Raw genomic sequence first — 8,720 nt, 5'->3', positions numbered from 1 at the left:
GCCCAAGCAGAGTTTTCCGGTTCTAATGAGACGGTGGCTTCGCAACCGGTCAAACTGGCAGTGCAAAAGCCGTTATTGAGTAGCCGGTAGGACGCACTTGGCCGGCCCAAGGCCCAACTTTCTAATTCGCTCGCGTCATGCATAGTATGGTCAGCAGTCTCATGCCGTAGCGGATCATTCCCGTCGGTTTGGCGCTCAACGTCAAACTTCGGGCCTGCTCCCATCACCGGACGTGTAGGTGCGTAGCGTCAACAGAAGCGATGTGCCAATTACAGACCTCGAAGGGGAGCGATCCAGTGTCCTCAAAACTTCACGACGGTCCGCAGGCCGAGGACGGATGCGTCTTTGAGGTGGACGCCGCGCATGGCACTCAGCGGATCGCTCGCCCCGCCGCCGGGATGGCGAACAAACTGAAAGTTGGGCTGCAGTGTGATGCCCGAACGAACTTCATACTGATAGACCGTCGTAAACAGGGTCTCCGAATTCCGGGCCGGCCAACTCGATCCGAAGATGGCCTGAAAGGCACGATCGAGAGCCTGCACGTTCGGCGACACATGGGCGTACGCTACTGAAATGCCGAACTTGTCATGTGGGCGCGCGTCGGCGAGACCAATGAACTCGACGCCACCGTCGGCATAATAGTCGATCAGATTTTGTGCAGGGGGGCTGTAGGAAGCCCGGGCGAAGACGCCGATACCCCGATCGTCGTCATGACCGACGCGAAACAGTTTTTGCTCGAAAACGGCATACAGGCCGTAATCGCCATTGACGCTGGCAGGCGTTCCCGAACTGGCGGGATTTGCGAGCGACAGGCCGGTCGTGTCCGATCGCGTGTCGTTGAAGCTGCCGAAGTGCCGCCAGCCTCCGAGCTTCAGCTTGCCGTCCAGACCCGGATCGCCTTTCTTGGCATTCCATTGAAACTGGGCCTCGTAAAGCGTCAACGGCGGATCGTTGATCCGGAAGTTCAGGCCGTAACGATTGCGAAGCTGTGGATCGTCGGTGCCCGGGCCTGCTGAATTTCCGTCGAAGACAGCGCCGAGCAGCGTCAGATGATCCGTGACGTCGGCACGAAACCGCGCGCCCAGCGCGGCGAGGGGCGGAGAGGGTCCTCCGCTTGGCATATTCAGCGCGAAGATCGCCGGCCAGCCAAGCGAGGCGTTGGTAAACACGTCCGTATATTTGGAGGTCGCGAACTCCGAGTCGGCCGCAAGCTGCCCGGCCCGAAGGGCGATCTTGTCGCCATTCCACTTCTTCTCGAACCACATTTCGTAGAGGCGGGTCGACGGCAAGGCCTCGATCCCGCTGACGTCGAGGTAGTTGAAGAGCGAGCCGCGCGATAGTCCGCCGCCGTCGATGCGGAAGACATTGGCATGGAAGGTCATGCCCTGGAGGCCGAGGAGCTTTTGCAAGTCGGCATCGGCGGCGAAATTGATGCGGTCCTCGTAGACCGAACCGCGCTTCGCGCCGCCCGACGGATTGCCGAGGACTTCACCAATGTAGGTGACGGCAAACTTGACGCCATGTTTGTCGAACGGATTCGGCAGCAGCCCGAGCGTCGTTTCCTGAACCGTACTCTCCCCGGTATCAGGGTCGTTCGGCTTGAGGTCGTCGGTCTTCTTGTCTTCTTGCGCGGCTGCTGCGGCGCAGAAGACAATCAGAACAATTGCAATTGCCAATCCGCGCATGCCGCACCTACGTCCCGCACCATGTTGCAGCTTTCGGGTAGAGCCGCAACCACATCCGGTTGTGTGTAAAACAGCACGCAACAGCAGGTGCACTTGGAACCTGGAACCGTCATATTAGTAGTCACTGACCGGCGGGAGGATCAGTTGGCCAACAGACAGAGTGACGACAAAGAACATACAGAAAAGCGAAAGCCGGATAATTTCCTCCAACGCCTCGGACCGGGCCTGATCACCGGGGCCTCGGACGACGACCCATCAGGCATCGGCACTTACAGCCAGGCAGGCGCCCAGCTCGGCTTCGGGGTGGGATGGACGATGCTGGTCACCTATCCCCTCATGGCGGCGATCCAGGAAATCGCGGGGCGGATCGGGCGTGTGACCGGGCACGGCGTCGCCGGCAACGTCTGCCGCAACTATCCGGCGCCGGTGATCTGGTCGCTGATCCTGCTCCTCTTCGTCGCCAACACGATCAACATCGCCGCGGACTTAGGGGCGATGGGAGACGCGCTGAAGCTCCTGATCGGAGGCCCCGGAGCGCTCTACGTCGTGGTCTTCGGGAGCGTGTCGGTCATCGCGCAGATCTTTTTTAAGTACGAGCGCTACGTCGCGATCCTGAAATGGCTGACGCTGGTTCTGTTCGCCTACGTCATCGCGCTGTTCGTGGCGAAGGTCCCGTGGAGCGAGGCGCTGATGGGACTTTTGATTCCCAGGGCACAATGGAGTGCCGCCTTCCTGACCACGCTGGTGGCAATCCTAGGCACGACGATCTCGCCGTATCTGTTCGTCTGGCAATCGTCTCAAGAAGCCGAGGAGCAACGGATCGACCCAGACAAGAAGCCGCTCAAGCACGAGCCCGAGAAGGCCGAACAAGAGACGAAGCGCATCCGCATCGACACCCTGGTCGGAATGGCCGTCTCGAATATCATCGCGATCGCAATCATCATGACGACCGCGGCCACGCTGCACAGCGCTGGAAAGACCGATATCGAATCCTCGTCCCAGGCGGCCGAAGCCCTCAAGCCGGTCGCCGGAGCGTTCGCCGAACTGATCTTTGCGCTCGGCATCGTCGGAACGGGTCTGCTCGCAATTCCGGTTCTGGCGGGCTCGACGGCGTATGCGATCGGGGAGGGCCGCAAATGGCCGGTCGGTCTCTCACGCAAGCCGAAGGAGGCGATCGCTTTTTACGGCGTGCTCGCGGTGTCCGTCGGCCTTGGGATCGCAATCAATTTCACCGGCCTCGATCCGATCAAGGCCCTATACTGGAGCGCCGTCATCAACGGCGTGCTGGCCGCGCCGGTCATGATCATCATGATGCTGCTGGTTCGCCGCAAATCGGTGATGGGAGACCTGATCGTCCGCGGCCCGGTCTATTGGCTGGGATGGCTCGCAACGATTGCAATGGGGCTTTGCATTGTCGGCATGGGTGCGTCTCTGATGCTGGCTTAGGTGATCAGCTCGGCCACGCATAGCAGCGCTAAGGGTGATGGAGATTGCTCGACGGCGCGGGAGCCACATCGCAACGCTGCCTCTCCTGCTTCTTAAAACGTCCGCTACGGGTCAAAACGCGAGAACTCACGTTGAGCAAATGCGGTCTGCTCCGTCGCGATGAGCGAACATTCGCCAGACTCGGCGCTACTTCGCAGATGGGCCAAAAAACAATAGTTTATGGTCGGCTTCGGGTCAAAGGCTGCCCTCGGCAGCCAGCATGCCCTTGGTCGGGTGATATCTCGGAAGCCGACATCGCCGCGCTCTGGGTCGAGATGCTACGGGTCAAAAAGCTGACCATCGGGGCGCCGCGCGTCGGCTCAGCGCCAGAGGCGGACGAACACGGAATCGACGCGCGTAATTCGCGCCGATGGACCCTCGGCCTACCCGCGTTTGGCGGTTAGTGTCTCTCGCCGCCAAGACTTAAGTTATTGCAGACTAATGATTTTTTCCATACGATCACGTTTGATCGATTGAGAATGTTCGAACTCAGTTTCTCTCCCTCCGCCAGTTCATTTGTTGAACATCCTCTTCGCCCCGGTCTAAGCGAATCGTTGACGCTCATTTCCCCGGCTTGTCTAAGCGTCGATCCCTACGCCGCGCGTGGGATCGCCAGAGCTGGAATGGGGGCCCCGGTGCGATGCAAGCGACGCCGGGGCTTCCTTTATTTCCGAAAGGCCTGCTGCATGGGGAGTGATGGTCTTTGAGGCAGCGAAACTGACGTAATTTGAAATCGGGCAAGACTGAAGGTAGTCGGAAGCCATTGAAGCGATCGGGCAGCTCCGTACCAATACGTAGCGCCGCTCTTTTCTGATGCAGCCGTCATCATCGTTGTCTAGCTTGGCTTCATCATCGGCTCACCAACTTGTCCGATGACTGTGAGCGGAAGACTCGCGCCCTCAGTCAGCGTGAGTCCCATGTCCGAAAACTCCCCTCGTCCGATCTGCCCTCAATGCGGCAAACCGATGCACTTCGTGATCGTTAAGACAGGCGGTCGCAAATTTCGTTGTATCAAGTGCGACGAAATCGACCCATTGCAGGTGCCAGACTATCAAGCATGGGCGAATAGCGAAGAATTGCGCCAACCGACGTGACTTTGAGGGCTGGCTGGAACCGCACAAAACGTTTGAACCTGGTTTGGCCGGCTGCGTTAATTGGGCACCGTCGACCAAGGCCTATTGCAGGCGTCGATGGCTGAGAGACGCTTCAGCGCTCCCCTGCTTTAGTGGGAGCCTCATATGGCGAAGCGTCTTCACGACGAGACCTTATCGTTCGATCGCTCAGAACAATTCGACGGGTACTATCTCGACTGCGCGGACGATCCGTTGAGTGAAACACACGCGATCGAATTGGCGAGGTTGATTGCGGCCAAGACCGGCCGCACTGTCACGATCCGGGATGAGGATCTTAAAGAGATCGTAACGATCCCTGCGGGCAACAAGGCTCATTGAATTTCGCGCCCAGAGTTCGGTGAACGCACAGGCCGTCGCTGCCACTGAGATTGGCCCCACACCCTTAAGGTCAGCGGACGAGCTGCCTACTCAGGGAGCCGCCCTAATTAAAGGGCTCTCTGCTTAAGTGGAATAGACGGAACCCCAAAGGTCCGTTTGGCTGAGAAAGAGCGGAGACTTGAATCGACGCAGTTTTGATTGCCCAACGAAAGGCGATCCAGCAATGAAGAATAAAACGGACTGGGTGCTCATTGGAGTGTTCATCTGGATCACATTTGCAGCCGGATACATCGTCCACGTGGCCATACAGCTGATCAGGTAGCCGACTTGCACCTGAGGAGTGAACGGTGGCGCTCTCGAAGCTTTGTTCCAAAGTCCTATAGAGAAGCGAACCACCGCTACTGAGGGACCCGATTGCCTAGTCGTCCCAAACACGCTCCCCACATTTGCACAGGAACAAGCGCACGCTACGGCCAGTCGCAGGATCAAGCATTTGCTGGACGAGATCAAGAAAGGAACCACACCGAGAGCACCTCGGCTGAGGCTTTTCCTTGCAATTTCCGGGTGATGACATCGGCTGATTCTAACAGAACACGCCACCTCAATCAGTCCGACTAAGTATGGGGTTGACCTCTCTTTGATGGTCCAACGCCTACAAGCAAACACGAACGGGGAGATTGTTCGCAAAGTGTCCGTTTGTGGCCCTGAGCCGTCTGAGAGGGCCAGCGCAGAACGTGTCTGCTCTGCCCCCCAGAGTCGGACGTCGACCTGTTCTGCTATCGCGAGCCTGTCGTCGACCTCGATGCCGAGATATCGCGCGGTGCTCTCGATCTTCGTATGCCCAAGAAGAAGCTGTAGGGCTCGCAGATTGTTGGTTCGTCGATAGATCAAGGTTGCCTTGGTCCGGCGAAGGGAATGCGTCCCGAAAAGTGGAGACTCTAACCGCCACCGGATGAATACTCAGTGGCAGGTCAGACACAGTATATCGCCCCGCGAGACCGAGAACGCAAAACTGCTGACGGTAAGGCCGCCATCTGCCAGTCAAAGTTCGCGCTTTATCTCGGGTTTGTCGTACAAGATTGCGGTCAACAAAGAGCTATTGACCTCAATTTTTCCGTTGTAGCTGATGAAGCCGAGCTTACGAAACTTGTTCATGAAGAAGCTGACGCGCGACCGAGTAGTGCCAATCATTTCAGCCAAAGTCTCTTGGCTGATATTCGGAGTTATCGGTTGAGGGCTTCCTTCCTTGCCAAAATTCGCTAGGAGCAGCAGAAGCCGCGCCAAGCGTTTTTCGCTGGAGTTGAAAAGCTGATCAATCAAATCCTCTTCGATGCGGCTATTGCGGGTCAGCAAATAGGCGATGAACAACTCAGAAAACTTTGGCTCTTTGTGAAGAGCCGCCAGCATGGATGCCTTCGTAATCGAAGTGATCAGACACTCTTCCATCGCAGTCGTCGTCGCGATGCGCAGCGAATGGCCGTTCATGCAACCCTCCCCAAAAAACTGGCCGGGTCCTACGATGCCGACTATCGCTTCCTTTCCTTGCTCAGAAACGACAACGACTTTGACGCGCCCCTTTTGAATATAAAAAATTGTGTCGGCCGCATCTCCTTGCATGAAGACGATCTCACCCTTACGAAATTCAAGTATGGCTTTTCCTTCGCCGACCTTGGCAAGAAATTCCTTGGGATCGAAGATATCAATGCTTTTGTCCGGCATGTCGGGCATGGGTCCTAGTAAGGGCGGCCTATCGTAGCCATTTTCCGGAAGCGATGACAGACGAAACGACCCCAGAACAGGGGCGGGCTGGGCAAAGCGCTAATGGCAAACTCACACGATCGACGCTTGCGCGCGGGGAAAGCTCGCAATAAAGGTTGTACCGAACTGCTCTGACGACTTAACTTTAATCGTTCCCCCATGAGCGCTAACGATCTCTTTTGTGATATATAGTCCGAGCCCTAAATTGTTCGACGAGAGGTGTGTGTTGTCCCCGTCACCGCTTCGCACCAGTGCGTCGAAAATTCCAGCTATCGCGCTAGGGGGAATCGGAACCCCTTCATTGTGCACCGAGACGGCAACATGAGCGTCTTCACCCTTTACGGACACCCCGATGGGAAGGTCCTTAAACCCGTACTGCACAGCGTTGCCAAGCAAATTTGAGAAGACCTGACCAATTCTGGGCCTGTCCCATATCCCTTCAGTATTGCCTGATACGTCAACGGTAAACGTGCGCTCCGGATGCGCAGCGCGCATTTCGTCAACCAGCCGCCTTGCAACAAAAGACATGTCCATTTGCTCCCTGATCACTCGCAAACCAGATCCCAGTCGAACGCGTGTGACGTCGAGCAGTTGATCCAATATCTCTGTTGCACGGGTTGCGCTCAAGGAAATCTGGGATACTAACATCCCCTGACGCTCGCTGAGTGAGCCAATCCGCCCGATCAATTCTGCTGCCATAGTCATGGCACCTATCGGATTGCGAAGATCGTGACCAATGATGCCAAGAAAGAGGTTGCGGGAACGCTCGACTTTCGAAGAGTAGTAACTGATTGATTCCGTCAGTTCTTGGTCGATGGCCTCGTTGAACCGGGTCAAATCGGTGATGTCTTGTTCCGCTGTCTCTGTTGCCTGTGCCCTCCACAATTTTACGACGCTCGCACGCAATGCGCGATATTCGGAAACCATTTGATCCATGTTAAAGCCGCCGGCTTGTCGTAATGCGGCGTGAACCTCGGCGACGCTGTCGGGCGACGTTTTGGCCTTTTCACCATGCGATTTGGTGACCTGCTCGGCGTCTGTCTGGGGACTGTCAATATCATCAGCAACGAATTGCAGGATATATTGGATGTGATTGCGAAGCGAAAGCGGACTGCTCGCTTCTGAGGCTGGCGCGAGCGTCTCGGCGAATGTTTCCCATTCGGCAATGATGGGTGCGTGATGCTCGCGAATGAAATGGGATAAGCGCATGAATACTTTCTATCGGTCCGCGTGATGTGCAGGAACGTTTGCCATCAGCAAGGCGACGAAGAAGGCACCCACCATGTTCGCCGCGAAAACGATCGTCCTCAGGCAAAGCGGCCGCCCCAGATTACGAAATGTCGGATGGACGGGCAAAGGCAGAACCGCCGTGACTGTGCTTTCGGTAAAGAGCTGAAGCTTGCCCAGAATCACGCTCGCTAAGCCATCAGGGCGTTTGGCCTCGATATCGTCCCGGCGAAGCTTACGATCCATGAATTCTATCCTGTGCTTCACCCAATAACGCGCAAAAGCGGTTCCAGTTTAGACCCCGGATGGGATCCACCTGGGCGCGCCAAAGCGCTGGACCAAGCCCCTCACGGGGCTGTTCGTTCCCGGGCAGCGCGCCGATGGAGCGGCGCTTTCACCTGATCCGAGGCGCATCGGGTGACGACGGGTGCAAAGCCGTCCGACGGATGTCTGAAATTGCAGAGCGCCGCTTGGTCATACGCGGTCGCTGTCGGCAAGGTTATTCGAGGAAAGACTGTCTCAGGGACGCGCCCCTACAGAGTGTCGACCCGCGTGTCCAAGTCAGTCGAAGCGACCAGTCGTATGTTAAGTCTTACGGAATGACGGTCACTATTGTGAAGTAGATTATGCAAGGACCGGGCGATCTGCCGCCGCTCGTTCCGATCAGCGCCGGGCGGAATCGATCTGGCGAACCGCAGCATTTGCTTGCGAAGCTGAACAAGCTGACTCCACGAGTATCGGGTTTCGTCATTAGCACCTTTAAGTCGTCGGGACGACATGAGCCTACTCATCAAGGGGTCGTATTCAGCCAGAGCCGGTCAGCGACATGCCTCATGTAGAACGATCGCATGTCGGCATACTGCATTCCTCATTTCGATGGGGTGGCCCGGTCGCCGCATAGTCTCGATCGAGGAGTTACCTCGAGTGTTAAGTCCCTCGAGGAGCGTCGCGACCTGACGAAGGTTGTTTCTGGTCTTGCCGACCGGAAGATTCCGCGCTTGACGACGTCTCGGCCACTCGGTGAAGACCGTGCGGCGCCGCGGCCTGATGTCGTACTGTCACTCTGGTATCTGAAGATTTGGTCGATCCAGCCCAGTCGGAGCACTGCATTGCA

Annotated in this window: 6 protein-coding genes and 1 pseudogene; 2 read left to right on the top strand and 5 right to left on the bottom strand. The window is 57.0% G+C overall.

The window, feature by feature from the left end; translation table 11 throughout:
• Window positions 1–302 precede the first annotated feature (302 nt).
• Complete coding sequence (locus JQ580_RS32805) at window positions 303–1,685, bottom strand: carbohydrate porin (RefSeq protein ID WP_212285372.1); 1,383 nt, start codon at window positions 1,683–1,685, stop codon at window positions 303–305.
• Between the two features lie 144 nt (window positions 1,686–1,829).
• On the opposite strand from JQ580_RS32805, the gene JQ580_RS32800 reads away from it, so the two are divergent.
• Entirely contained in the window at window positions 1,830–3,131 is a 1,302-nt protein-coding gene (locus JQ580_RS32800) for an Nramp family divalent metal transporter (RefSeq protein ID WP_249134610.1), read from the top strand.
• A gap of 1,277 nt (window positions 3,132–4,408) precedes the next feature.
• The gene (locus tag JQ580_RS32795; RefSeq protein WP_212285371.1) at window positions 4,409–4,621 is read left to right on the top strand and encodes a hypothetical protein; all 213 of its coding nucleotides are present in this window, start codon (window positions 4,409–4,411) and stop codon (window positions 4,619–4,621) included.
• Window positions 4,622–5,380: 759 nt separating this feature from the next.
• Here JQ580_RS32795 and JQ580_RS34040 read toward each other — a convergent pair.
• From JQ580_RS34040 to JQ580_RS32780, 4 genes and pseudogenes are all read right to left on the bottom strand, one after another.
• Window positions 5,381–5,563: pseudogene (locus JQ580_RS34040) on the bottom strand (tyrosine-type recombinase/integrase); the annotation flags it as partial.
• Between the two features lie 99 nt (window positions 5,564–5,662).
• Entirely contained in the window at window positions 5,663–6,340 is a 678-nt protein-coding gene (locus JQ580_RS32790) for a Crp/Fnr family transcriptional regulator (RefSeq protein WP_212285370.1), read from the bottom strand.
• Window positions 6,341–6,451: 111 nt separating this feature from the next.
• The gene (locus JQ580_RS32785; protein WP_212285369.1) at window positions 6,452–7,588 is read right to left on the bottom strand and encodes a sensor histidine kinase; all 1,137 of its coding nucleotides are present in this window, start codon (window positions 7,586–7,588) and stop codon (window positions 6,452–6,454) included.
• A 9-nt stretch (window positions 7,589–7,597) separates the two neighbouring features.
• A complete protein-coding gene (locus tag JQ580_RS32780) occupies window positions 7,598–7,852 on the bottom strand; it encodes a hypothetical protein (protein WP_212285368.1) in 255 nt (84 codons plus the stop codon).
• Window positions 7,853–8,720: the final 868 nt, after the last annotated feature.

This window comes from Bradyrhizobium sp. SZCCT0148 (assembly GCF_018129985.1).
GTDB lineage: Bacteria > Pseudomonadota > Alphaproteobacteria > Rhizobiales > Xanthobacteraceae > Bradyrhizobium > Bradyrhizobium japonicum_H.
Note: the sequence above shows the minus strand (reverse complement) of the source record. Positions and strands in the feature narration are given on the sequence as shown.

Bases quoted from the DNA above. Each gene is read 5' to 3' on its own strand.
- JQ580_RS32805 (WP_212285372.1), bottom strand. From the start codon at position 1,685: ATGCGCGGATTGGCAATTGCAATTGTTCTGATTGTCTTCTGCGCCGCA.
- JQ580_RS32795 (WP_212285371.1), top strand. From the start codon at position 4,409: ATGGCGAAGCGTCTTCACGACGAGACCTTATCGTTCGATCGCTCAGAA.
- JQ580_RS32790 (WP_212285370.1), bottom strand. From the start codon at position 6,340: ATGCCGGACAAAAGCATTGATATCTTCGATCCCAAGGAATTTCTTGCC.
- JQ580_RS32785 (WP_212285369.1), bottom strand. From the start codon at position 7,588: ATGCGCTTATCCCATTTCATTCGCGAGCATCACGCACCCATCATTGCC.
- JQ580_RS32780 (WP_212285368.1), bottom strand. From the start codon at position 7,852: ATGGATCGTAAGCTTCGCCGGGACGATATCGAGGCCAAACGCCCTGAT.